Origin of the sequence: Rhodococcus globerulus (assembly GCF_019334125.1) — a bacterium.
In the GTDB taxonomy this organism is placed as follows: Bacteria; Actinomycetota; Actinomycetes; order Mycobacteriales; family Mycobacteriaceae; genus Rhodococcus_F; species Rhodococcus_F globerula.
This window is the reverse complement of the sequence record NZ_CP079698.1, coordinates 5595712-5618946: the sequence shown is the minus strand read 5'-3', so window position 1 is coordinate 5618946 and position 23235 is coordinate 5595712. Positions and strand designations below refer to the sequence as shown.

Below are 23235 nucleotides of genomic sequence, written 5' to 3'. Positions count from 1 at the left end.
GAATTCGGGTGGTGTCGGCTCAGGGGTGCGTGACGATCAGGAGTGGACACAGCGCTCGGTGTAAGAGGTTTCGACTTGTCGAGCCCAGCAACATGGACTTGAAACCGCCGCGTCCCCGTCGGCCGACAACAACCAATTGCGCAGACTTCGACTCGGTGATCAGCTCTTGAGCAGGGTTGTCGTGCACCACAACTCGACGAACGACGACGTCGGGATACTGGTCCTTCCATCCGGCAAGCCGTTCGGCGAGAACTGCGTGCTCGGCAATAGCGACGGCATCCCAGTCGAGAGACTCGCCGTCGGGATCGGTGCGGAATGCTGTGGACAGGTGAGAATCGCTCCAAGCGTGGACGGCAACAAGTTCGACGCCGTGCAGCGACGCTGTTTCGAAGGCTTGGGCCAGTGCAGGTTCGCTGTGTTCGCTGCCGTCGACGCCGACAACAACGGGACGGCCTCTCGCCGGTTCGTCCTCCGAAGGTAGTTCTCGGATCACGGCCACCGGACACCGGGCATGCAGGACAATCGCTGTACTGACAGAACCGAGAATCCCGTCAGCCCAACGGCCGAGGCCACGCGAGCCTACGACCAGCATTGCGGAGTCCGCTGATTGTTCGAGCAAAATGTCGACCGGGTGCCCGAAACCGAGGTGCTCGGTGACAACCGGGCCGTCACCTGTTGCAGGCAGCGCCGCCGCTCGGCCACGGGACAGTCGGAGTTTTCCTTCCCGACGCTTCGCGGCAAACTGCGGCGCACCGAGAGTGAAAGCGTTTCCGTACGTGCTCGGTTCGCCGCGGATCGCGGCAACAATATGAAGAGGCCGCCGGCGGAGAACTGCCTCGTGCGACGCCCAGCGAACCGCGTCCAACGAGCGCGTCGAACCGTCCACTCCCACGACAATTGGTGCATTCATGCTCGTCCTCCTGAGTCGACACGTTGAGGCAGTAAGACGGCAGCGCCGGTAATTCGGTCCTCGGCCAGGTCGACCAAGGCCCGATTCGCATCGGCCAGCGGATACGTGTTGGCGGTGATTTCGAGGTGGTGCTCGCCGGCAAACGCGAGGAACTCCCGAGCATCGCGCCGTGTGTTTGCGGTGACCGAACGAATTTCGCGCTCGTAGAACAAGTGGTGCCGATAGTTCAGGCTCGGTATGTCGGAGAGGTGTATCCCGGCGATCGACAGGATTCCGCCACGGTTCAGCGCGGTGAGTGCAGTCGGAACCAGATCTCCGGCGGGAGCAAAGAGGATGGCTGAATCCAGCGGAGTGGGTGGACGGTCGCGGCTACCCTGCACCGAGGCCGCGCCGAGCTGCGAGGCCAGTGCGCGCGCCGATTCGCTGCGCGTCATGACGTGGACTTCTGCGCCCCGCGCAATCGCGACTTGCGCGGCAATGTGTGCGCTCCCGCCGAAACCGTAAATCCCCAGTCGCCCACCATCGGGGACCTCGGCGCGCTGAAGTGCCCGAAATCCGATGATGCCGGCGCACAGCAGCAGTGCGGTTTCGGCATTGCTGTACCCATCGGGCAAGCGCAACGCGAATTCGGCTGTCGCCACGGCATATTCGGCGTAGCCGCCGTCGATGTCCCAGCCCGTGTACGTGGAGTTCGGGCACAGGTTCTCCCGGCCGCGCAAGCAGTACTCGCACTCGCCGCACGTGGAATGCAGCCACGGAATTCCGACGCGATCGCCAGGGGAGAAGTCCTCGACCGCCGTACCGACCTCTTCGACCACACCGACAATTTCGTGGCCGGGAACCACGTTTGCGCGATGTACGGGCAGTTCGCCTTCGGCAATATGCAGATCGGTTCGACACACTCCGCAGGCGAGAACCCGGACCAGTAATTCGCCCGAGGTAGGCACCGGCCGCGATTGTTGTACCTCGACTAATGGGTGCGTTCGGACCGGCCCAGGCTGGTGTACCTGCCACGAGGCCATTGGCGTCGAAGTTCCGGGGATGTCGTTCACCACTTAATCGTGCGCCTCAGCGCTTCCCCGTGGAAGAGGGCGAAGTGTGTCGGTGGCCTGTGCGAACATCTGTTCGTGTCGATGTCGTCAGATGCTCGCGGCGATCACCGGTCCGGTGGCGCCACGATCCTGCATGCCGATCTCGACTCGTTCTACGCCTCCGTCGAACAGCGAGACGATCCTGGTTTGATCGGGCGACCCGTCATCGTGGGCGGGGGTGTGGTGCTGGCGGCCAGCTACGAGGCCAAAGCATTCGGGGTCCGGACCGCAATGAGTGGTGGTCAGGCGCGTACGTTGTGTCCGCAGGCAATTGTCGTTCCGCCGCGCATGGACGCGTACTCACAGGCGAGCAAGGACGTATTCGAGGTCTTTCATGACACATCGCCGCTGGTAGAGGGGATCTCGATCGACGAAGCCTTCCTGGAAGTCGGGGGACTGGCACGCATTGTCGGCACTCCACTCCAGATCGGCGCCAACCTCAGACGAGACGTGGCCGAGCAGGTTGGCCTCCCCATCACCGTCGGCATTGCCCGCACGAAGTTCCTGGCAAAGGTCGCCAGTGCCTATGCCAAACCCGACGGATTGCTGCTGGTGCCACCGGACGGTGAGCGTGAATTCCTGCATCCGCTGCCCGTGGAAAGGCTGTGGGGCGTCGGCAAGATCACGGCGCAGAAGCTGCGGAATTTCGACATCGCGACGGTGGGGGACATCGCGCGGCATGACGAGTCGTCCATCGTGTCGATTCTGGGTCGCGGCGCCGGCCGACACCTGTACGCGCTCTCGCACAACCGGGATCCGCGGCCGGTGCGTGCGTACGGCGGCCGAAGCTCGATGGGCGCTCAGCACGCATTAGGTCGAGGTGTGCACTCACGATCCGAACTCGAGGTGTCGTTGATGTCGCTGGTCGATCGGGTGTCGCGCCGCATGCGCTCCGCGCAACAAACCGGCCGCACCGTCACACTCCGGCTGCGTTTCGGCGATTTCACGCGCGCAACTCGTTCCCACACGCTGCGCCGTTCGACGGCCGAAACCACGGATCTGTTGAATGCGGCGATGGCGCTGCTGAGCGATGCGGCGCCACTCATCGCCGACAAAGGCATCACGCTGATCGGTGTTGCCGTATCCAATCTGGACCGAAGCGGCGCGGAGCAATTGGAACTGTCCTTCGACGGCGGGCCGGATACCGCTGCCCTCGACTCCGCGATGGACAGTGTGCGGAAGAAGTTCGGCTCGGGGGCGCTCACGCGGGCAGTGCTCATCGGCCGCGATCCCGACGTTTCGGTGCCGCTGCTCCCTGACTAGCCGCTCGCGCAGCAGCGTCAGGACGTCAGCCGAATTGTTTCGTGCGTAGCGCTTGCGAGATCAGAAGTTGTGGCCTCGATCAATTGACGAGAAAGGTCGGCCAAAGCGCGCGCGACCGCAAGTTCGTCACCGATCTCGGGTACGTCTCGGTCGGCGGGATTGCAGCGCGCGAAACCAGCTCCTGCGAAGTGCGTGTCTTCCTGCGCCCGCAGTCGGGCAATCGCGCGAGTTCGGTTTGCCGTGTCGGATGTGTGTTCGTCGATGGTGATATCCACCGACCAGTGCTTTTCGTTCATGATGTGACCCCCTTCGGCGTACGTTCCATTGTCCTCGGTCGAGTGACGCGTGCGATAGGGCTGAAGGACGGTCTTCGATTGCTGCGTGGGTGGGCGTCGCAGCGCGCATGATTACTTGGCCGCCGAACAACCCCATGACGAGGAGTCACCATGAAGTCCTTCCGAAGTGCTGTCGAAGCGCGCGATACCGACGCCATGGAGGCGCTGCTCGCCGACAACGTGGTCTTCACCAGTCCTGTTGCCTTCATGCCGTATCCCGGCAAGGCGATCACGGCGTCGATCCTGCGCGGTGTGATGCGGGTGTTCGAGGATTTCCGGTATGTGCGCGAGATCGAGTCGGCAGATGGGCGCGATCATGCCTTGGTCTTCGAGGCAACAGTGGACGGCAAGCTCGTAAACGGTTGCGACTTTCTGCATTTCGACGACGACGGGCTGATCGACGAGTTCACGGTGATGGTCCGGCCGCTGTCAGGTGCCAACGCCCTTGCTGCCGCCATGGGTGAGCAGTTTCCGCGCATTCGGGAAGAGGCGATGAATGAGCTGAAGTGAGCACGGTTTGTGTGTAGTGAGCAGCTGTTTCGGCCTGCTGGAGTGCGTGTTCACTGCACAGAAACCATGCTCGCTTACCGCGTCGACGCCATAGGGGTTGTGTGAGACTCGTCGTAGCACTAAGTTGAGCCACATCGAGTTACAGGCACTGTGAGGAGACACCGATGGCCAGGTCGACATCGATCACCATGGACCAGTCGTACCGCGAGTTGCTGGCGACGCTGTCCGACGGCTCGGTGCACAGGAGGTTCGACCCCTATCTCGACATCGATTGGGACGCACCGGAATACGCGATCGATCCCGACGACCCCCGGTGGGTGCTGTCGTCGATATCCGATCCGCTCGGTGCCACGAGTTGGTATCAGGAGCAGTCCCTCGGGCGTCGCATCGCGATGGGGAAATGGCGCCAGGCCAATGTCACCAAGGTGGGTTCGGCGTTCGAGAGCATCCTGATTCGCGGAATGATGGACTACATCATGGCGCTGCCGAACCAATCCCCGGAGTTTCGGTATTGCCTGCACGAGATGACCGAAGAGTGCAATCACATTCAGATGTTCCAGGAATTCGTCAATCGGGTTGGCGTCGACGTTCCGGGGATGCGCCCGCTGTTTCGCCGAATGTCTCCGTATGTCGGCTTGCTGGGCGCTAGGTTCCCGGTCATCTTCTTCATCGGCATCCTCGCCGGTGAGGAACCGATCGATCACTTCCAGAAGGATCTCATCCGCGAAGGCAAGGACACCGTCCCGGTGATGTTGCGCACCATGGAGATTCACATCGCGGAAGAGGCCAGGCACATTTCCTTCGCGCATGATTTCCTGCGCACGCATGTTCCGAGACTGAGTCCATTCGGCCGTGCGATGACGTCTGTCGCCTTCCCCGGCGCGATGCGTTGGCTGTCCGGCGAAATCATGGCACCGCCGAAGGAGTTTGCGGAAAAGTTCGACATTCCCGACTCGGTGATCCGGGAAGCATTTTGGGACAGTCCTACGTCGCGCCGAATCCTGGGTAACTACTTCGGTGAAATGCGCGCATTGGCAGACGAGTTGGGGCTGATGAATCCAGTCTCGCGGCGGGCTTGGAAGAAGTTCGGAATCGCCGGCGACAGGGCCCGGTATCGCGGTGAACCGAGGCGTTGGACAAAATCCCGTCGCTAGCGGTCGTATAAACCGTCGGTGCCGCGTGGGACACTTGTTCGGTGAGGTTGTATCGAGACACGGCGGTGGTGCTGCGCCTGCATAAGCTGGGGGAAGCCGACCACATCGTCACGTTGCTCACCCGTCAATTCGGGTTGGTGCGTGCCGTGGCCAAGGGTGTCCGCAGAACTACCTCCAAGTTCGGTGCGCGGCTCGAACCGTTTGCGCATGTCGACGTCCAACTCCTGCCGGGTAAAAATCTGGACATCATCACGCAGGTCCAGACGGTGGACGCCTTTGCCACCGACATCGTCGACGATTACAGCCGGTACACCACGGCCTGCGCGGTACTCGAAACCGCGGAACGACTGGCCGGCGAAGAACGTGCACCGGCGCCGCAACTTCAGCGGCTCACTGTCGGCGCCCTGCGGGCTATCGCCGAGCAGGGCCGTCCCGTCGAATTTGTTCTCGACGCTTTTCTTCTCCGGGCCATGGGTTACGCGGGTTGGGCGCCCGCACTCGGGGAATGTGCCAAGTGTTCGTCTCCCGGCCCGCACCGCGCTTTCCACGTCGCGGCCGGCGGGGCGGTCTGTACGTACTGTCGCCCACCCGGATCTGCGACTCCGTCGCCCGGTGTCCTTGATCTGATGGAAGCGTTGCTGCGGGGGGAGTGGGAAGGTACCGACGTGGCGCCGACCTCACTACGCACTCAGGCAAGTGGCCTGGTCGCAGCGCATTTGCAGTGGCATCTGGAGCGGCAATTGCGCACGCTACCGCTCATCGAACGGTCAAGGCCGCATGCGGCGGTCGAGGGCGCTGCGGCGGTGGGGCAGGATGGAACGCGTGATTCGACGACGCGAACCGCGCACCCCGCTTGATTCTGCTGCAGATCGGGTGATCCGGCCACCGGACCCACACCCGTCCGGAGCAAAACCGCCGATCCTGCAAACCGAATTGATCCCGCGCCATGTTGCGCTGGTGATGGACGGCAACGGACGCTGGGCTCAGGAGCGCGGTTTGCCGCGCACAGCCGGTCACGAGCGCGGCGAAGCCGTACTGATGGACACGGTGTGCGGGTGCATCGAGATGGGCGTCGAGTGGCTTTCCGCGTATGCCTTCTCCACCGAGAACTGGAAGCGCAGCCCCGACGAGGTGCGTTTCCTCATGGGCTTCAACCGTGACGTGATTCGTCGTCGACGCGACGAGATGAACGAGATGGGCGTGCGTGTTCGCTGGGCGGGCCGGAAGCCACGATTGTGGGCGAGTGTCATCAAGGAACTCGAGATCGCCGAAGAGCTCACCAAGAACAACACGGTGATGAACCTGACGATGTGCGTCAACTACGGTGGGCGCGCCGAAATTGCCGACGCGGTCAAGGAAATCGCCAAGCGGGTGGCTGCCGGCGAGATCAATCCAGACAAGATCACCGAGGCCACCGTTGCGAAGTACCTCGACGAACCCGACATGCCGGACGTCGACCTGTTCCTGCGCCCCTCAGGGGAGCAGCGTACGTCCAATTTCTTGATCTGGCAGTCCGCGTACGCCGAAATGGTGTACCAGGAGAAGCTGTTTCCCGATTTCGACCGTCGTGACCTGTGGGCCGCGTGTGTCGAATATGCCTCACGCGACCGCCGATTTGGTGGAGTGAAATGACAGGTGAAAATATGACCGAGACCGACAACGCCGCACGACTGCAAGAGCGTGCCGCCGAAGCGCTGGCACATTTTGTGACCGTCGACGTGGCCGACGACGGTTCACTGGGTTTCCAGTACGCCGGCGCATTGTGCTCGGTTCAGGCGATGAACCTCTCCGAAGGCCTCGACGTTCTGTCGATGACGTGCGTGCTGGCGTGGGACCGTCCGGTCAGCGCCGCGCTGCACCGCAAGGTAGCCGAGCGCAACCGCACCATCCAGTTCGGATCCATCGCGGTGTTCGGGCACGGCAGTCTCGCAGATGTCATTCTGCGGTACACGTTCCCGGCAGCGGGACTGGAAGACGAAGCGCTCACTACGATGCTGCTCCTGGCGCTCACGGGAGCCGATACGGCTCGACAGGGACTACTTCCTTAAACCTGAACGCACCGATTCTTCGAGGAGTAGTCCATGACGCTCGAGATCCACAAGGCCTGCGAAGTCACCGACGAGCTGGTTGAAGCCTGCGCGAGACTCATTCCGCAGCTGTCGAAGTCGGCGCCACCAGTCACCGCGGCGTCGCTCGAGAAGGTTGTGGCCTGCCCCACGAACACACTTTTCGTGGCCAGGCTCGACGGTCGTATCGTCGGAACGCTGACCCTGGTCGTCTTTCCGACCCCGACCGGCTACCGCGCCTGGATCGAGGACGTTGTGGTCGACGGGGCGGCTCAAGGCCGACAGGTCGGATCCGCGCTGACCACAGCAGCCCTCGCTCGCGCCGAGGAGCTCGGTGCCCGCACTGTGGATCTGACCTCGAGGAGCTCGCGGGTAGCCGCGAATCAGCTCTACCGGAAACTCGGTTTCGAGCCGCGCGAATCCAATCTGCTTCGGTTTTCGCTGGCTGATTAAGTCGCGGCCGCGCAATCGCGGCAGGTACCAAAAATTTCGACGGTGTGACTGACGTCGGTGAAACCGTTGTCGTCGGCGATGGTCTGTGACCACTGCTCGACCATCGCGCCTTCCACCTCCACGGTGTAGCCGCAATTGCGGCACACGAGGTGGTGATGGTGGCCGGAAGAGCAACGGCGATAGACGGATTCACCGGTGTCGGTGCGCAGGACGTCGATGGTTCCGGCGTCGGCGAGGGTCTGCAGGGTTCGGTAGACGGTGGTCAGGCCGATGGCTTCACCACGCTTGCGCAGTTCGTCGTGCAGCTCTTGCGCCGACTTGAACTCGCCGATGTCGTCGAGCAGTGCGGAGATCGCGCTGCGCTGTTTGGTCGATCGAATGCCGACAGTGGCGCTGCGCTTGAATGCAGACTGACCGGTGGTGTTCATGTTGGTGGTGATCATCCTTCTTCTGCGTGGGCGACAGCGTCCACGACTATGTGGGCCAGATGGTCGTCGGCCAGTCGATAGAGAACTTCGCGTCCGTGGCGTTCGCCACGCACGACGCCCGCAGCCTTCAGGACACGAAGGTGCTGGCTGATGAGCGGTTGGGTGACGCCGAGGGCGCCGACAAGTTCGTGGACGCACCGCTGCGACTGGTGGAGTTGGAGCACGATCGCGATGCGGACAGGTGCGGCGAGCGCTCGCAGGATCTCACCGGCCGCAGCCAGAGTTTCCTTGGGTGGAACCACGGCTGGTGGGACGGGTTCGAACGGGTCATGTGTGTGATCGAGCGCGTCGTGATCATGGTGGTTGTGGAGATCGCCGGTATCCGCAATGCTCACAGCGAGGCTCCTTCGAGGGATGTGTCACAACGTTCCTGCGTAGCCATAAGACCACACTATTGCAAATCACATTCATTTTGATATGCACAAGTACGCATGTCAACCGTGGCGCGAAGTCCACTTCCGGGGCCGGTTAGTCTGGACATGCAAAAAGCGCAGGAAAACCGTGCATCTATTACCCAGATGGAGAGCAATCCAGTGGCACCCAAGTCCAAGATCGAAGCCGTCGTCAATCTCGCCAAGCGGCGAGGCCTGGTCTACCCGTGCGGTGAGATCTACGGAGGCACCAAGTCCGCATGGGACTACGGCCCATTGGGTGTCGAGCTCAAGGAGAACATCAAGCGTCAGTGGTGGCGGAACATGGTCACCAGCCGCGAGGACGTTGTCGGCCTCGACTCCTCGGTGATTTTGCCCCGCGAGGTTTGGGTTGCATCCGGACACGTCGGCGTCTTCAACGACCCGCTCGTAGAGTGCCTCAACTGTCACAAGCGTCACCGTCAGGATCACCTGCAGGAGGCGTACGCGGAGAAGAAGAAGCTCGACAACCCGGACGACGTCACGATGGACCTCATCGGGTGCCCCGACTGCGGCACCGTCGGCCAGTGGACCGAACCGCGCGACTTCAACATGATGCTCAAGACGTACCTCGGCCCCGTCGAGAGCGAAGAGGGCATGCACTACCTGCGTCCCGAAACCGCGCAGGGCATCTTCGTGAACTTCGCCAACGTGCTGACCACGTCGCGTAAGAAGCCGCCGTTCGGCATCGGCCAGATCGGCAAGAGCTTCCGCAACGAGATCACCCCAGGCAACTTCATCTTCCGCACCCGCGAGTTCGAGCAGATGGAGATGGAATTCTTCGTCAAGCCCGGCGAGGACGACGCGTGGCACAAGTACTGGATCGACTACCGCATGGACTGGTACACCGGCCTCGGCATCAACAAGGACAACCTGCGCCTGTACGAGCACGCGAAGGAAAAGCTCTCGCACTACTCCAAGGGCACCACGGACATCGAGTACCGCTTCCACTTCCAGGGCAGCGAATGGGGTGAGCTCGAGGGCATCGCGAACCGCACCGACTTCGACCTCTCGACGCACTCCAAGCACTCGGGCACCGAGCTGAACTACTTCGACCAGACAACCGGCGAGCGCTACACGCCGTACGTCATCGAGCCGGCCGCAGGTCTAACCCGTTCGCTCATGGCCTTCCTCGTCGACGCGTACACCGAGGACGAAGCCCCCAACGCCAAGGGCGGCGTCGACAAGCGCACGGTGCTGCGCCTGGATCGTCGTCTCGCTCCGGTCAAGGCCGCTGTCCTGCCGCTCTCGCGCAATGCGGATCTCACGCCAAAGGCAAAAGATCTTGCAGCGCAACTGCGTCAGAACTGGAACGTCGAATTCGACGACGCCGGCGCCATCGGCCGCCGCTACCGTCGTCAGGACGAGATCGGCACCCCGTTCTGCATCACGGTCGACTTCGACACCCTCGAAGACCAGGCAGTCACCGTTCGCGAGCGTGACTCCATGGCTCAGGAACGCGTCGCACTCGATCAGGTCGAGAGCTACCTTGCGACGCGACTGATCGGTTCTTAAGCCGTATCCGTCTCGGGCGGCCTTCCTCGATAACGAGGGAGGCCGCCCGTTTGCTGTTCCCGGCGGCCTTCGAGGCGTAAGAACAGACATATGAGACAACTCAGTGTGACCAACAGCGTGACTCTCGACGGTGTCATGCAGGCACCGGGTGGGCCCGACGAGGACCGTCGCGGCGGATTCGAGCACGGGGGATGGGCTGCGCCGTTCAGTGACGCGGTCATGGCGCGGAAGATGGGCGAGGGAATGGCTGCGAGATCGCAGCTACTCTTCGGACGACGGACGTACGAGAGTTTTGCGTCGTACTGGCCGCACCAGACCGTCAATCCGTTCACCGAAGTGCTCGACAACACGCAGAAATATGTTGCGTCGCGGACATTGACCGAACCGCTGCCGTGGAAGAACTCGACGTTGCTCCGCGGTGACGCGGCCGACGCGGTTGCCCAGTTGAAGGACACCGAGGGACCGGATCTGGTGATTCTGGGTAGTGGGGAACTGATCACGTCGTTGGCGCAGCGCCAATTGATCGACACCTACATTCTGCTCATCCATCCTGTGGTTCTCGGAACGGGACGCAGGTTGTTTCCTGACGGCGCCGCACTCGCGCGGTTCACTCTCGCCGAAAGTGTTTCCACCACAACCGGAGTCATCATGGCGACATATCAGTTGCAGTGAGTGGGGCGAAAAACTCGAGTTGCCAGCGCTGGGATCTGACGGCCTGCACACTGGTCGGCGCTACCCACGGCGGGTAGACGCGAATGGCGCGTTTACCGCCCGTGAAGTCTGTCGAAACCACTCGATTCGTGACGAGGGCGTCGACGGGAAAAATGAAGTGCCCCAGTTGTTCTCCGTCGTATACCTCCACGACGAACAATTCGACGCCGTCGGAAATATCGAACGGGCGGATCGGCCCGGCGTCCGATCGTCGCCACAGCGTCACGAACTGCCCGAGTTTGGTAGGAGTCGTCTTTGCGCGACGGTACACGGCGCTGCGCCCGTCGACAGTGAGGGAGTGAGCGCTGTACTCCGCGCCCTCGGGTTCGGGAATCGGTGTGGACCAGGTACATCCGTGAGCGTTCATCGGCAATGATGATGGCACGGGTCACCGACAGCGCTGAAGGTGCAGCGCTGTCGGTGGTGGGGGATTCAGGCTGAGGGCACCTTGTCGAGGAACCCGAGAACAAGCGTCAACCGGCCGTCGTCATTTCGTTCGAGCACGTCGAATCCGTCGATCAGGGATTCTTTGCCGGCCGGGCCGAGCTTCCAGCCGAACCGAGCTTGGCTGTGGTGTGAGTCCACCGGTCCGGCGAGTGTGAAGGTCATGCCCGGAAACTGCTGCTGCACAGCGCTGATCATCGCGTCGATCTGGCTGTGTCCGGTCACATCTGCCAGTGGATCGGTATACCGGCCGTCGGCCGCGAACAGTTGCTCGATTCGTTCCTGACGAGCGCCCGCATCGGTTTCGTTCCACAGGTCGATGTAGGCGTGTGCGATTGCGTCGAAGTCACTCATGGCAGATCCTCCTGGTTGTCGAGGTCCGGGGTTTGTTTCCCGGCTGAGATCACTGTGCCAAGTGGATGTGACGTCAGTCGATTACCTCGGAGGTCATGGCGTTGATTACACCTTGTCGCTACGTTGAGTGGATGACTCAGAGCACGCATGTGGGAGCCCAGCTGAAGTCGTGGCGTGCAAGACGACGGCTCACTCAGTTGGGGCTTTCCTCCGCTGCCGGAGTTTCGACGAGGCACCTGAGTTTCATCGAAACCGGTCGATCGAAACCCAGTAAGGACATGATTATCCACTTGTCCGAGTGTTTGGAAGTGCCGCTACGGCAGCGGAATACGCTGTTGCTGGCGGGTGGTCATGCACCGGCCTATTCGGAGAATGCGTTGGCGGAAACGCCGATGTCCGCTGTCAGCGACGCCATCAATCGCATCGTCGACGCCCATGACCCGTACCCGGCTGTGGTGGTCGATCACCAGTGGGATCTGATCGTCGGCAATCGCGCGGTAAGCATCCTGACGGAGGGCGCTGCGTCGTTTCTTCTGGAGCCGCCGGTCAACGTTCTGCGGCTGAGTTTGCATCCCGAAGGCATGGCTGAGCGCATCGTGAACTTGGCGCAGTGGCGAAATCACGTGATCGCTCGGCTGCGCCGTGAGGTCGAGGTAACCGCCGACGCGCAGTTGGGTGCGCTGTTGGAAGAATTGCTGACTTATTCCAGCGGCGGCGAGTCGCATGAGGACGAGAGTTCTCTGTTGGTGCCCTTGCGGATTCGCGCGGGCGACACCGAACTGGCGATGTTCAGTACCACCACCGTGTTCGGTACGCCGCGCGATGTCACTTTGGCAGAGATCGCGATCGAATGTTTTTATCCATCCGACCGCGAGACCGCGGAGTTCTTCAGAGCGAAATCAGAGTGACTTCTTGCCGAACTTCAGCTTCCAGGGAACCAGTGCCGATTCGAGCTGAACAGCCAGGCTCATCTTCGAGACGCCGTCGGTGCGCTCCTCGAAACGGATGGGGGTTTCGGCAATCTTCATGCCGCGCTGCACAACTCGGTAGTTCATCTCGACCTGGAAGGCGTAACCGTTGCTCTGCACCGATTCGACGTCGATGGCGCGCAACGTCTTTGCGTGCCACGCCTTGAATCCGGCGGTGGCATCCTTGACGTGCAGCCGCAAGATTGCGTTGACGTAGAAGTTGGCCCATGCCGACAGTGCCTTGCGGTGCCACGGCCAGTCGCCGGCCACGGCGCCGCCCTCGACGTAACGCGAACCGAGCACCACCGCAGCGTCGGTTGTGGTGAGGATCTCGATCATGGCGGGGATCACTTCGGACGGATGAGACAGGTCCGCGTCCATCTGAATGACGATGTCGGCGTTCTCGGCGAGGGCCCGCGTCATACCGGCGACGTACGCGCGGCCGAGTCCGTCCTTGGCGGTGCGATGCAGAACACCCACCGGGATGGGGCCGTCGATGCCGAGCTTGTCAGCTACCTCGCCGGTTCCGTCGGGGGAGTTGTCGTCCACCACGAGTACTGCCAGGTTCGGGATCTTCAATGCGGCGAGACGATCGACGAGCTTGGGCAGGTTTTCACGCTCGTTGTACGTGGGTACCACGACGGTAATCTGCGGAGCGACGTTGTTCATAACACCTTCGTATGATCTGTGATCCCGACTTGCCGGATGAAGCGTACGACGAGGTCGGTCGCGAACAAAGTCAGAATTTTACTACCTCGGGTAGTTGACTCAGAACCGGCCGCCGCCGCCACCGCCGCGACTGCCGCGTCCTCCACCGCCGCCGCCGAACCCGCCGCCGCCGAATCCGCCGCCCCGGCCGCTGCTGCTCGGACCGCCGTACGAACGCGGTCCACCGCCGCCGCCACGGAGAACGCTGTTGATCAGGATGCCGCCGAGAATGGCGCCTGCCGCGTTGCCGCCGCCGCCGCTGCCGCCGCGGGGACGCTGGTTTGCCTCCCATGTGCTGACGTCGCTCTGGGCCGCCCGCAGAGCATGGGTGGCCAGCGTTGTTGCAGCCTGCGCGTGCTGCAGAGCCGTCGACGGATCGGTGCCCTGCAACTGCTGAGCTGCCTGCAGATGGCGCTGCGCCTCGGCGTAGCGGGTGCGGGCCTCGGCGCCGATGACGCCGCGTCGCGTATTGAGGAAATCGCCGGCAGCAGTGACCTGTGCCTGGGCCGCCAGGATGTCCTGCGCGAGGCGCTGCTGCGCCCGTTCGAGCTGTTGCTTCTGCTCCTGAGCCTCCGCGAGCAATGCGTCGAGCTGTGCGTCGGCGGCCACAATCTGGTTGAAGGCGCCGAGTGGATCACTGTCCTTCGATGTCTGTGCGTGAGCCAACGCGGCTTGTGCACCAGCCTTGGCGGCGGCCAATCGATCGCCGCCCTGGGCCAGGTAGGCGTCGGCAGCGGTGATGCCCTGCTGAACGTCGTCCATCGCGGCGGGGAGGGTAGCGATAGCGTTGCGGATGTCGTCTGCCGCGTGATCCACGGCGTCGAGAAGTTTGCGAGCCTGGTCCAGCGCGGCCTCCGCGGTCCGAATCGCTGTGACGGCAGCGCCCTGCTTACCGGCGGGCAAGGCAACGGCGTCGCGGCCCTGCTCGATGGACTGCTCGGCCAGAGTCAAACGTTCTCCGGCCATGGTGACGTTGCCGGCGACCGGCGCCAGGGTCGGAGCCGGGAACTGGTTCTTCAGCTCGTTCAGGATCTTCTCGGACTCCGGCAGCCGCACGCTGACGGCTACAACAGCCTGAGTCAGTGCATCGAGGCGAGCGGGCGCGTTGATGAGAAGATCACGCATCGTGTCGAACTCGTCGACCCGCGCATCGAGTTCCTGATCGGCACGGCCACACGAGGAAATGATGTCGATGAGCATCTGGCGCCGCTGCTCGGGTGACTCCGGGATGGCGTCGTCGAGCTTCTGCCTGATGCCGAAGGCTCCGGCGAGTGTCGCTTTGGCCTTGTCGAAGGCCTGGGAAAACGGCGCGACCGCCGCATCACCGAATTCGCTCCGCGCCAGTTCGAGTTCTTCCTGACTCGACGCGATGGCGTTGTCGGTCTCGACGAGAATGGCCTGAGCTCGCTCGTCCAGCGTCGGCAAGGGAAGTGCGTTCAAGGCGGCGATGTCGTCGGGTGCGATGTTTTTTGCGGCCTCGAGGCTGGCCTTGTCTCGGTCGCTCTTCCGCTTGCGTGAGTACAGAACCACTCCACCGGTTCCGACGATGACCGCGCCGCCGCCGATGAGGAGTGTGCTTACGGACATGCCGCCGTTCTTGGCGTTTGCGTCACCGAGCGCGCCGGCGGTGGCGATTGCCGCACCTGCCCAATCACCGTCGGCGAGAGCCGGTTCCGTCGCGTCGGACTTGATGGAGTCGATGTCGGATTGTGTGATGTTTGTCAGTCCGGGCGGCACGTCGAGGTAGTAGGCGCCTTCCGTGGTCGCGACGGCAAGCAGGACGTCGGTGCCGCTGAGAGTGGACTTCGTTGCTGTCTGATCGGCCCACGCCTGGCCACCCATCTCGTTGAAGTCGGGGACAAACGCAACCCACAGATCGATCTGATGGTCTTCGCTGAGTTGGTCGAGCGCAGCTTGGATGTCCTCCTTCTGGCCGTCGTTGAGTACGCCAGAGGTATCGGTGATCTGGTTGGGAAGGACCAACGGCGGATCAGCCGACGCAGTGGCAGGACTGAAGATCAATGCCAGGATCGCGAAGATCGCCGCAACGGCGCTCGCGCTGCCCCAACGCCGGATCGGCCGGACGAATGCCCGGTCGTGGTCTGCTGGAGACGACTGCTCGATGTGTGCTGCGAAGGCCATGACGCAAATCTAACCGTTATGGCGCGTCGGCAGCGCGGGGGAGCGATCAGGGCTGGCACAATTGCGGGAGTGAAACCAGCTTTCGGCAACCGCTCCCGCAACTCTGCGCCCTCCGGGGCTGGCGGCGGCTTCGGCGAAGGTCTGGCTCGATGGACCCGACGCCTCATCGCCGGGGCTCTACTGATGACCTTCGTCTTGATCGGCGGAACCGCGGTCCGGGTCTGGCAGGTTGCGCGGATCGACGACACAACACCAGCCGACGCGATTGTTGTTCTCGGGGCCGCTCAGTATTCGGGAACTCCGTCGTCGGTGTTCGAAGCCAGGCTCGAGCAGGCGTACAAGCTGTACAAGCGTGGGGTAGCGCCGCAGATCATCACCGTCGGCGGCAAGCAGGAAGGTGACGAGTACACCGAAGCCGCGTCCGGAAAGATGTATCTCACCGACCGCGGGATTCCGTCGAGTGCGATTACCGCTGTGGAAACCGGCTCGGACACCTTGCTGAGCATTGATGCCGTCAGCGACGAAATGGCTTCGCAGGGAATCAATTCCGCAGTTCTGGTCAGTGACCCGTGGCATTCCCTGCGCACTCGAACCATGGCCCGCGACACCGGCCTCGAAGCCTGGACCGCGCCCACCAGACAAGGGCCGGCCGTGTTCACCCGCGAATCCCAACTGCATGGCATCGCGCGCGAAACCGGCGCTCTGCTCTGGTACCAACTGACGCACTTCTCCGCTGACTTCCCCTACACGGCAGGGCAATAGGAACAACCGACATGACGGCACACACCACGTACGGCGGCGGAACCTATTCCGAGCACGATCTGGAGCGCCGCATTGTCGAGGCGCCGAAGCGAGCGGGATTACCCGGAACTCAGATTGCCGCCGCCCAACATCGATCCGACTTCTCGCGGGATCGCGCTCGCGTGCAGCACTCCGCGGCGCTACGACGCCTGGCCGACAAAACCCAGGTAGTCGGTCCTCGCGATGGTGACACCCCGCGTACCCGGCTCACGCACTCGATGGAAGTTGCGCAGATCGGTCGCGGTATCGCCGACGGCCTCGGCTGTGATCCCGATCTCGTAGACCTCGCCGGATTGGCCCACGACATCGGGCACCCTCCGTACGGGCACAACGGTGAGAAGGCACTCGACGAGGTCGCGAAAGACTGCGGCGGGTTCGAAGGCAACGCCCAGAACCTGCGCATCCTCACGAGCCTCGAACCCAAGATCTTGGGGCCCGACGGTCGCAGTGCCGGACTCAACCTCACCCGGGCTTCCCTCGACGCCGCGATCAAATATCCGTGGACCAGGCCGGAACCCGGAGCCAAGTTCGGCGCCTACGACGATGACGCCGATGTGCTGGCCTGGGTCCGCGACGGAGCACCCGGGCGTCGACAAGCATTGGAAGCTCAGGTCATGGACTGGGCCGACGACGTCGCCTATTCGGTGCACGACGTCGAGGACGGGGTGATTGCCGGCCGTATCGACCTTCGGTCACTGGCCGATCCGAGCGAGCAACGGGCACTCGCCGAGTTGGGTGCCTCGGAGTTTCGCGGCCTGGTGATCGACGACCTGATCGACGCTGCGCAGCGGTTGTCGGAACTGCCCGTCGTACAGAGCGTCGGCAGCTACGACGGGACCCTGAACAGTTCCGTGGCATTGAAAAACCTGACCAGCGAATTGGTCGGACGCTTTGCGACGGCAGCCATCGCCCGCACCCGGCTGACCAACGGAGACCGGCCGCTGTCGCGGTACCAAGCAGACCTCGACATCCCCGAAGCGGTGGCATCCGAAGTGGCGCTGCTCAAAACCGTTGCGCTGTATTACGTGATGTCCGACAACGGGCACAAGGCCCGCCAAGACCGTCAACGTGACCGAGTTCATCGCGTCGCGGAATGGCTGCTGGCGACCGCGCCCGCCGGATTGGACCCCATCTTGCTGCCTGCCTGGGAGCGAGCGGAAAACGATGCGGCGCGCACCCGAGTTGTCGTGGATCAGATCGCGTCGTACACGGAGAGTCGCCTCGAGCGGGTCGACAAAGCCAGCCTCGGCGCGCAGGCCAGTTGGGGCTGACTGCTCAACTCGACGGCGTTTGCGTCAGCGCCCATTCTGCGACCCTGCGCGCACTCTCGGCTTCGCTGAGGTCCTCGACGCGCGTCATGATGGACCAACGCACGCCGAAGGGGTCGCGGATCGAGGCAAACCGGTCGCCCGAGACGAACGTGCTTACCGATTCACGAACGGTCGCGCCGGCTTGTACTGCGCGCTCGACGACTGCGTCGACATCTGAGCAGTACAGGCCCATCGAGTAGGAGTCGGCGTCGCCGGAAGGCGCCTCGACGAGGCCGTAATCGGGGTTGGGTTCGCCGAGTTGGAGCCGGCCGTTTCCGAAATCGAGGTCGGCGTGGACGACGACGCCGCTGAACTCGGTGATGTCGACGACGCGTGCGCCGTACACCGACCGGTAAAATTCAATCGCGTCGGCGGCTCCCTTGATCGCCAGAAACGGGGTCAAGCTCGTCGAGCCGTGCGGGATGCCGTCTGTTGTGTGCTCGCCGGTCACGCCCTGCTGGGAAATGCTGTCTGCGTTCATGAAACGAAGGTAGCGCCGTCAGATGGGCTGTGGCTTGAAGATTTGCGACGAACGAGGAGGACGGCAGTTGGTCACGCCCAATGACAGTCGCGGGATTCTGTACCCGACCAAACTCCCGACGTTCCACCGCGAACCGGCCGACGCCTCGTTGGAAGGGCGTATCCGCTGGTTCTGGATTCCGCGATGGCAGCTGGCGCCCGGCCGAACTGTCCGACAGGAAGTGCTGCCGTTCCCCGCTTCCAATCTCGTGGTCGAACCCGGCGGGGTGTCCCTGGTCGGCCCGTCGACAGGGGCGTCGCACCGTGACCTGTCCGGCAGTGGCTGGGCGGTGGGTGCACTGTTGCGGCCGGCGGGCCTCGCGTCGTTGCGAGCTGATCCGCAGACCATCCAGAACACCGAAGTGCAGATCGCCGCGCCGGACTTGCACGAGGCGGTGATGTCGGCAATGGGTGAGGCTGACTATGAGGTGGGTAGGCAGCGTGCGATTGCGGCTTTCTCCGAGTGGGCGGCCCAGCACATTGCGCCCGACGACGAGAGTGGTCGACAGGCAAATGCAATGGAAGACCTGATCGCTTCGGATCGGACAGTGATCCGTGTCGGTGATATCGCCGAACTTCTCGGCACCTCTGTCCGTGGTGTTCAACGCCTTGCCCAGCGATACGTCGGGTTGCCGCCCTTGGCAATCATTCGACGCTACCGACTTCAGGAAGCCGCACAACGGCTACGCGAAGATCCGTCGGTGAAGATCGCGCAAGTGGCGGCCGATCTCGGTTACGCAGACCACGCCCACCTGTCCGCCGACTTCCGCAACGTCCTCGGTTTCACACCGAACTCCTACCGCCAGACTCCAGACCACCCGTGACGAACTTGCCGTGTCAGGCGCAGTTCGTGGACCGCCTAGACTGACATACGTGGCGGGCCGAATTTCTGACAGAGACATCGCGGCCATTCGCGAACGCACACGCATCGAAGACATCGTCGGTGAATACGTCTCGCTCAAGCGTGCGGGTGGCGACTCCATCAAGGGGCTGTGCCCGTTCCACGACGAGAAGTCGCCGTCGTTCCACGTTCGTCCCAACCATGGGCTTTATCACTGCTTCGGTTGCGGTGAGGGCGGCGACGTCTACTCCTTCTTGCAGAAGATGGACCACATCAGTTTTGTCGAGGCTGTCGAGCAGTTGGCCGACCGGCTGAACTACTCGATCTCCTACGAGGGCGGCGGTCCCTCGGTTCAGCGCGATCGCGGCACCCGTGCGCGCTTGATCGCGGCCAACGCGGCAGCGCAGGAGTTCTATGCGGCGCGCCTGCGGGAGCCAGACGCCCAAGCTGCGCGCGACTACCTCACCGAGCGAAATTTCGACGGCGCTGCGGCCTTGCAGTTCGGCTGCGGCTACGCCCCCGAAGGCTGGGACACACTCACAAAGCACTTGATGGCCAAGGGATTCGAGTTCAAGGAGCTCGAAGCCGCCGGCCTGGCCAAGGAGGGGCGACGCGGCCCGATCGACCGTTTCCATCGTCGACTCCTGTGGCCCATCCGGAGCGTTGCCGGCGACGTAATCGGCTTCGGTGCCCGCAAACTTTTCGACGACGACACCATGCCAGGCAAGTACGTCAACACCCCGGAAACCATCCTGTACAAGAAGTCTCAGGTCTTGTTCGGCCTCGATCTCGCGAAACGCGACATCGCCAAGGGGCATCAGGCTGTGGTGGTCGAGGGGTACACCGACGTCATGGCGATGCATCTGGCCGGCGTCAAAACTGCTGTCGCGTCGTGTGGCACCGCATTCGGCGAGGAACACCTCGCGATGCTGCGCCGACTCCTGATGGACGACAGCTACTTTCGCGGCGAAATCATCTACACCTTCGACGGCGATGCCGCGGGGCAAGCTGCCGCGATGAAGGCTTTCGAAGGTGATCAGAAGATGGCCGGGCAGACGTTTGTTGCCGTCGCTCCCGACGGAATGGACCCGTGCGATCTCAGGCTGGCGTCGGGTGATGCCGCAGTCCGCGACCTCGTGGCGAGGCGAACCCCGATGTTCGAGTTCGTGGTCAAGTCGATACTCACCGAGCATGATCTCGACACAGCGGAAGGTCGCGTCGAGGCTTTGCGTCGCACCGTTCCCGTCGTCGCGCAGATCAAGGAATCGACTCTGCGTGACAGTTACGCCAACCTGCTGTGCGGATGGGTCGGGTGGGACGACCTGCCGTCCGTGCGTCGACGTGTCCGTGACGAAGCTCGCAAACGTGCGTCCACCCGAGGTTCCTCACCCGCGCCGAAGCGGCGTCAGGTCATTCCGGAGCCCAGCGACGACGCCCTTGCCCTCCCGATCGGCATCTCACGGCCCCGGCCCAACGACCCGGGGCTGTCCACGCAGCGAGCGGTGCTCAAAGCGGCCCTACAGTACCCAGGGATCGCCGGAACGGTGTTCGACTCACTGCCCGTCGAGACGTTCACTCATCCCGCCTACGTGGCAATCAGGCAGTCGATGTCCGACGCCGGCGGCACCAGCAAGGGCTTCGGCGGCGCCGAATGGATCGAGGTTGTCACCAAGGGAGTCGAAGATGTGACAGTTGCCTCAGTGATCTCCGAACTTGCCGTCGAACCGATGCCATGTGACGAGGACACAGTTCCCCGCTACATCAGCGGCGTGCTCGCGCGACTGCAGGAGGCTTGGGTCGGCGAACAGGTCGCAGACCTCAAATCGAAACTGCAGCGCATCTCACCCGCCGCAGCACCGGACGAGTACAACTCGCTGTTCGGCGACCTCGTCGCCCTCGAGCAGTACCGCCGACAGCTGCGTGAGCAAGCCGTCGGCGACAACAGCGTCTGACTAGCGGTTCTTCTTCAACTGGTCATGAGGGATCAGGATCGTGGTTTCCTCGTTGATCGGCTTCATGGGCTCCAATTTCGGCTGCGTGCTGAGCGAATCAGCCAGCTTCTGACGCGACGCGTCGAGCACCTTCTTCGTGGCAGGACTGGTCGCCACCGCCTTCGCGGCCCGACTGATCTGTTCGTACCGGGCCCGCCCTGCTTTCGTCCCCAGGACGTACCCAGCGGCAACACCGATCAACAAACGCATCATTCCTGCTTCCCTCCAGCACCGATCGTCCTGACTCCATCCTGCCTGATGACTCGCTGGGCAGGCGATTTGGTACTTCGGCGGTGGATTCGCTACAGTTTCTCAGGCAACGCCGGAACGGGCGAAGCGAGCAAGACAATCCCCTGTAGCTCAATTGGCAGAGCTTCCGACTGTTAATCGGACGGTTGCTGGTTCGAGTCCAGCCGGGGGAGCGTTCAGAAGAATCCCTGATCCGCAGCAATGCGGATCAGGGATTTTTTTGTTGCACGATTATGTCGAAGGCCTGCCAGGCGCCGCGTGACCGACAACTGTCATTCGAATGTGTGTGCGAAGATTCTGATATGTCTGTCGAGTCTGCGCCGACCAGTTGCCCCAGCGGGCACGCCCTCACCGGTGGCACCTGTCTCGTCGGATGGGAAGTCTGCGGCTGTGTGACGGCCGAGAACGGCGGGCATCGAACGCACTACTGCCGCAAGTGTGGCAAGACTGTGCGAACGCCGCCATGCGCCGGTGCCATGCCGCAGGTTGATCGCTGGCGCAGTCGGTAGATCTATGCCGCCGCAGCCCGGCTGTCTATGACAGACCGTCAGGTTAGTTGTTGTGAGCCTCGTGACCGCAATGATTCGAGGGCTGGCGCTGACCGGCTGGATCCGGACGGGTACATCAGAATATCCAGGGGAGGTATTCGTCCGAGATTTGATCGTTGTCAGCAGGTAGGAAGCTCACAACGCACTGGGAAGATAGTGCACCTGGTCTTCCTGCACGGCCAGGTTCATGACTGCCTCGTATGCCTCCGGTAGTGGGTGCTCACACACTCCTCCAGTCGGAAAAGCAACTCTCACACCGTGTCCTACGGCATCGACCAGCCAAACCACAGGGGTAGGAATGGTCGACCCAGTGGGGCACTCGCCCAACCACGGACGATCGAGCGAGGGCTGCGCCAATTCAGCGATGACTCGCGTCAAATCACCGCTTCTCCTCGTCTGCCTCAGGATCGCCCCACTGTTGTCGTCCGCGAACTTCAGGAATTCGCACACCACCACCGATGTCGGTTGGAAGCTCTCGGGAATCGTTCCTGCCGGAGGCAATGGGTCTACTAGGTACTCCGGTGACTGGACCGGTATCGGAATGACCGCCTCGAGCACGTCAGGCGCCAGACATGTGGGTTGCCCGATAATCTGCCCCTGCGGGGCAGCTGCCGGGGACCGTCGGTCGTCCACAATCTGGAAAGCAACAACTACCCCAACCGCGAGAACAGCAACGGAGCCAGCCAATACCGGCCCCAAACGACATCGCCGCATACCTGACACCATGCCAACTATGCCGCTAGTGGACACATTCCGCCGCGTCTACAAGATGATCGCCCGGACGAGCCCCCGAGGCTGCATGGCGACTCAGCCGACTGGCGGCTATTCGAATTGCGCGCCGGGGCTGTGGGTTTGGTTGACGTCGAGCGTGACCTCGACATCCCCGGCAGGAACATCCGTGAGAAGGTGCACCGCGTCAGCGACCATGTCGGGAATCTGATCGAGTCGGCGTGCCTGGGTGAATGCGCCGTCGACCTCGGGCACCTCGACGGCCCACCAATCGCCGGATTTCGAGACTTTGGCGGTGACCTTCATCTGATGCCTTTCTTGTCGGTGGTCGTTCGAAGTCGGTGGTTGTCTGAAGCGAAAGCCCGGCGCAGGATTCTGCGCCGGGCTTCGGTGTTCATGGTGCGAGCGGCTACTTCGCTGCGCGGTCCGAAGGCTCGAACAAGCGAACGATGTGGGCCGGGTTGATGTAGTAGACCCCGTTGGGGGAGTTGAGCACCAACGTGTCCTCGGAGAAGTCCTTGACGGTGCCGTTGAGCTTTGCGCCGTCGGACATGATGATCCGGATCGTGGCCTTGGAGTTCTTGAATTCAGAGAGTGCAAGCTTCATGTGATGATCCTGTTCAGTGGGGTGTGCTCTCCAACGTTATCGGGTTCCGGCACCCGTGCGAACCAAGTCGAGGTACCTGCTCCGATATGAGTTACACCAGTCACACCCTGCCCGGTTG

The 23235-nt window shown here is 62.6% G+C and carries 27 protein-coding genes and 1 tRNA gene; 15 read left to right on the top strand and 13 right to left on the bottom strand.

Annotation, left to right across the window (positions count from 1 at the left end; translation table 11 throughout):
* Window positions 1-19: 19 nt before the first annotated feature.
* Together KYT97_RS25695 and KYT97_RS25690 are read right to left on the bottom strand one after the other, a co-directional pair.
* Window positions 20-910 carry a universal stress protein gene (locus tag KYT97_RS25695; protein WP_219110979.1) on the bottom strand — a complete coding sequence of 297 codons (891 nt, stop codon included), beginning with the start codon at window positions 908-910 and terminating at the stop codon, window positions 20-22.
* Window positions 907-1932: a zinc-dependent alcohol dehydrogenase family protein gene (locus tag KYT97_RS25690; RefSeq protein ID WP_219113134.1), complete on the bottom strand. Its 1026-nt coding sequence runs from the start codon at window positions 1930-1932 to the stop codon at window positions 907-909. The genes KYT97_RS25695 and KYT97_RS25690 overlap by 4 nt, the downstream gene beginning before the upstream one ends.
* Before the next feature lie 111 nt (window positions 1933-2043).
* Between KYT97_RS25690 and dinB the strand changes: the two genes are divergently transcribed.
* Window positions 2044-3264: a DNA polymerase IV gene (gene dinB, locus KYT97_RS25685; protein WP_095887778.1), complete on the top strand. Its 1221-nt coding sequence runs from the start codon at window positions 2044-2046 to the stop codon at window positions 3262-3264.
* Window positions 3265-3281: 17 nt separating this feature from the next.
* Here dinB and KYT97_RS25680 read toward each other — a convergent pair whose 3' ends face one another.
* A complete protein-coding gene (locus KYT97_RS25680) occupies window positions 3282-3560 on the bottom strand; it encodes a DUF1876 domain-containing protein (RefSeq protein WP_092808655.1) in 279 nt (92 codons plus the stop codon).
* Between the two features lie 150 nt (window positions 3561-3710).
* On the opposite strand from KYT97_RS25680, the gene KYT97_RS25675 reads away from it, so the two are divergent.
* The 6 genes from KYT97_RS25675 to KYT97_RS25650 all read left to right on the top strand — a co-directional run bounded on the left by KYT97_RS25675 (window position 3711) and on the right by KYT97_RS25650 (window position 7782).
* Complete coding sequence (locus KYT97_RS25675) at window positions 3711-4109, top strand: nuclear transport factor 2 family protein (RefSeq protein WP_033233015.1); 399 nt, start codon at window positions 3711-3713, stop codon at window positions 4107-4109.
* 164 nt (window positions 4110-4273) lie between these two features.
* Complete coding sequence (locus KYT97_RS25670) at window positions 4274-5263, top strand: AurF N-oxygenase family protein (protein WP_033233017.1); 990 nt, start codon at window positions 4274-4276, stop codon at window positions 5261-5263.
* A gap of 41 nt (window positions 5264-5304) precedes the next feature.
* On the top strand, window positions 5305-6120 hold the full coding sequence (gene recO / locus KYT97_RS25665; protein ID WP_033233019.1) for a DNA repair protein RecO: 816 nt from the start codon (window positions 5305-5307) through the stop codon (window positions 6118-6120).
* Window positions 6077-6895, top strand: coding sequence for an isoprenyl transferase (locus KYT97_RS25660; RefSeq protein WP_092808653.1), 819 nt, complete (start codon window positions 6077-6079; stop codon window positions 6893-6895). The genes recO and KYT97_RS25660 overlap by 44 nt, the downstream gene beginning before the upstream one ends.
* A complete protein-coding gene (locus KYT97_RS25655) occupies window positions 6892-7311 on the top strand; it encodes a YbjN domain-containing protein (protein WP_106939767.1) in 420 nt (139 codons plus the stop codon). Before KYT97_RS25660 ends, KYT97_RS25655 begins: the two co-directional genes overlap by 4 nt.
* Window positions 7312-7344: 33 nt before the next feature.
* Complete coding sequence (locus KYT97_RS25650; RefSeq protein WP_033233025.1) at window positions 7345-7782, top strand: GNAT family N-acetyltransferase; 438 nt, start codon at window positions 7345-7347, stop codon at window positions 7780-7782.
* Here the strand turns inward: KYT97_RS25650 and KYT97_RS25645 are convergent.
* Window positions 7779-8225, bottom strand: coding sequence for a Fur family transcriptional regulator (locus tag KYT97_RS25645; RefSeq protein WP_230590059.1), 447 nt, complete (start codon window positions 8223-8225; stop codon window positions 7779-7781). The genes KYT97_RS25650 and KYT97_RS25645 overlap by 4 nt on opposite strands.
* Window positions 8222-8605 carry an ArsR/SmtB family transcription factor gene (locus KYT97_RS25640; RefSeq protein ID WP_033233027.1) on the bottom strand — a complete coding sequence of 128 codons (384 nt, stop codon included), beginning with the start codon at window positions 8603-8605 and terminating at the stop codon, window positions 8222-8224. The genes KYT97_RS25645 and KYT97_RS25640 overlap by 4 nt, the downstream gene beginning before the upstream one ends.
* Window positions 8606-8803: 198 nt before the next feature.
* Here KYT97_RS25640 and KYT97_RS25635 point away from each other — a divergent pair, with 198 nt between their 5' ends.
* Entirely contained in the window at window positions 8804-10195 is a 1392-nt protein-coding gene (locus KYT97_RS25635) for a glycine--tRNA ligase (RefSeq protein WP_033233186.1), read from the top strand.
* Between the two features lie 90 nt (window positions 10196-10285).
* Window positions 10286-10867, top strand: a complete 582-nt coding sequence (locus tag KYT97_RS25630; RefSeq protein WP_219110976.1) for a dihydrofolate reductase family protein — start codon at window positions 10286-10288, stop codon at window positions 10865-10867.
* Here the strand turns inward: KYT97_RS25630 and KYT97_RS25625 are convergent.
* Together KYT97_RS25625 and KYT97_RS25620 are read right to left on the bottom strand one after the other, a co-directional pair.
* Window positions 10842-11273 carry a MepB family protein gene (locus KYT97_RS25625; RefSeq protein WP_245005926.1) on the bottom strand — a complete coding sequence of 144 codons (432 nt, stop codon included), beginning with the start codon at window positions 11271-11273 and terminating at the stop codon, window positions 10842-10844. The genes KYT97_RS25630 and KYT97_RS25625 overlap by 26 nt on opposite strands.
* Before the next feature lie 65 nt (window positions 11274-11338).
* The gene (locus KYT97_RS25620) at window positions 11339-11704 is read right to left on the bottom strand and encodes a nuclear transport factor 2 family protein (protein ID WP_095885927.1); all 366 of its coding nucleotides are present in this window, start codon (window positions 11702-11704) and stop codon (window positions 11339-11341) included.
* Window positions 11705-11835: 131 nt separating this feature from the next.
* Between KYT97_RS25620 and KYT97_RS25615 the strand changes: the two genes are divergently transcribed.
* Window positions 11836-12612 (top strand): helix-turn-helix domain-containing protein, encoded by a 777-nt coding sequence (locus KYT97_RS25615; protein ID WP_219110970.1) that lies wholly within the window; start codon window positions 11836-11838, stop codon window positions 12610-12612.
* Here KYT97_RS25615 and KYT97_RS25610 read toward each other — a convergent pair.
* On the bottom strand, window positions 12604-13341 hold the full coding sequence (locus KYT97_RS25610) for a polyprenol monophosphomannose synthase (protein ID WP_033233048.1): 738 nt from the start codon (window positions 13339-13341) through the stop codon (window positions 12604-12606). The two genes, KYT97_RS25615 and KYT97_RS25610, sit on opposite strands and share 9 nt — an antisense overlap.
* Window positions 13342-13440: 99 nt before the next feature.
* Window positions 13441-15522, bottom strand: a complete 2082-nt coding sequence (locus tag KYT97_RS25605; protein ID WP_219110968.1) for a TPM domain-containing protein — start codon at window positions 15520-15522, stop codon at window positions 13441-13443.
* Between the two features lie 69 nt (window positions 15523-15591).
* On the opposite strand from KYT97_RS25605, the gene KYT97_RS25600 reads away from it, so the two are divergent.
* Together KYT97_RS25600 and KYT97_RS25595 are read left to right on the top strand one after the other, a co-directional pair.
* The gene (locus KYT97_RS25600) at window positions 15592-16284 is read left to right on the top strand and encodes a YdcF family protein (RefSeq protein ID WP_033233188.1); all 693 of its coding nucleotides are present in this window, start codon (window positions 15592-15594) and stop codon (window positions 16282-16284) included.
* An 11-nt stretch (window positions 16285-16295) separates the two neighbouring features.
* Complete coding sequence (locus tag KYT97_RS25595; protein ID WP_095885929.1) at window positions 16296-17594, top strand: deoxyguanosinetriphosphate triphosphohydrolase; 1299 nt, start codon at window positions 16296-16298, stop codon at window positions 17592-17594.
* Between the two features lie 4 nt (window positions 17595-17598).
* On the opposite strand, the gene KYT97_RS25590 is transcribed toward KYT97_RS25595, so the two are convergent.
* On the bottom strand, window positions 17599-18114 hold the full coding sequence (locus KYT97_RS25590; protein WP_033233054.1) for a VOC family protein: 516 nt from the start codon (window positions 18112-18114) through the stop codon (window positions 17599-17601).
* Window positions 18115-18181: 67 nt separating this feature from the next.
* Between KYT97_RS25590 and KYT97_RS25585 the strand changes: the two genes are divergently transcribed.
* Both KYT97_RS25585 and dnaG read left to right on the top strand, forming a co-directional pair.
* On the top strand, window positions 18182-18976 hold the full coding sequence (locus KYT97_RS25585; RefSeq protein ID WP_245005925.1) for a helix-turn-helix domain-containing protein: 795 nt from the start codon (window positions 18182-18184) through the stop codon (window positions 18974-18976).
* 49 nt (window positions 18977-19025) lie between these two features.
* A complete protein-coding gene (gene dnaG / locus KYT97_RS25580) occupies window positions 19026-20945 on the top strand; it encodes a DNA primase (RefSeq protein WP_033233056.1) in 1920 nt (639 codons plus the stop codon).
* Here dnaG and KYT97_RS25575 read toward each other — a convergent pair whose 3' ends face one another.
* Window positions 20946-21197, bottom strand: a complete 252-nt coding sequence (locus KYT97_RS25575) for a hypothetical protein (protein WP_033233058.1) — start codon at window positions 21195-21197, stop codon at window positions 20946-20948. It lies immediately after the preceding gene.
* Window positions 21198-21333: 136 nt separating this feature from the next.
* On the opposite strand from KYT97_RS25575, the gene KYT97_RS25570 reads away from it, so the two are divergent.
* Window positions 21334-21406 (top strand) — tRNA-Asn (locus tag KYT97_RS25570).
* A 1197-nt stretch (window positions 21407-22603) separates the two neighbouring features.
* On the opposite strand, the gene KYT97_RS25565 is transcribed toward KYT97_RS25570, so the two are convergent.
* Together KYT97_RS25565 and KYT97_RS31035 are read right to left on the bottom strand one after the other, a co-directional pair.
* The gene (locus tag KYT97_RS25565; RefSeq protein ID WP_219113233.1) at window positions 22604-22816 is read right to left on the bottom strand and encodes a hypothetical protein; all 213 of its coding nucleotides are present in this window, start codon (window positions 22814-22816) and stop codon (window positions 22604-22606) included.
* 103 nt (window positions 22817-22919) lie between these two features.
* The gene (locus KYT97_RS31035) at window positions 22920-23117 is read right to left on the bottom strand and encodes a hypothetical protein (protein ID WP_230590060.1); all 198 of its coding nucleotides are present in this window, start codon (window positions 23115-23117) and stop codon (window positions 22920-22922) included.
* Window positions 23118-23235: the final 118 nt, after the last annotated feature.